Here is a 458-nt window from a genome sequence, read left to right as displayed (position 1 = left end):
CGTCGAAGGTGGGATTGGCGATTGGGACGAAGTCGTAACAAGGTAGCCGTACCGGAAGGTGCGGCTGGATCACCTCCTTTCTAAGGAGCACTTCTCCAGGCATGCCAACACAGGTTGGATGTTGTTCTGGCAGAGACCGTTTCGGCCTCACATGTAGGCCGGCGGAAGCTCATGGGTGGAACACTGACATGCGCCTCGAAAATGCTCGGAGCCCGAGTGCTTCGGGTTCGGGGATGTAATCGACACACTGTTGGGTCCTGAAAGAACAGACGTTCTTTCCAGGCAAAAAATACGATCTGCCCGGATCTCTTGTGAAACCAGCCTCGTGGAGGTCGCGGTCCTTGAATTCGATTCGGTGCGGGTGTGTTGTTTGAGAACTGCACAGTGGACGCGAGCATCTTTGTTAGTAAGTGTGTAAGAGCGTACGGTGGATGCCTTGGCACCAGGAGCCGATGAAG

General features: G+C 54.8%; 1 rRNA gene. It reads left to right on the top strand.

Annotated elements, in window-relative coordinates:
• A 16S ribosomal RNA gene (locus IG65_RS0134075) occupies positions 1 to 80 on the top strand; the annotation flags it as partial.
• Positions 81 to 458 lie beyond the last annotated feature (378 nt).

It is taken from the genome of Nocardia sp. NRRL WC-3656, from assembly GCF_000720265.1.
GTDB lineage: Bacteria > Actinomycetota > Actinomycetes > Mycobacteriales > Mycobacteriaceae > Nocardia > Nocardia nova.
Note: the sequence above shows the minus strand (reverse complement) of the source record. Positions and strands in the feature narration are given on the sequence as shown.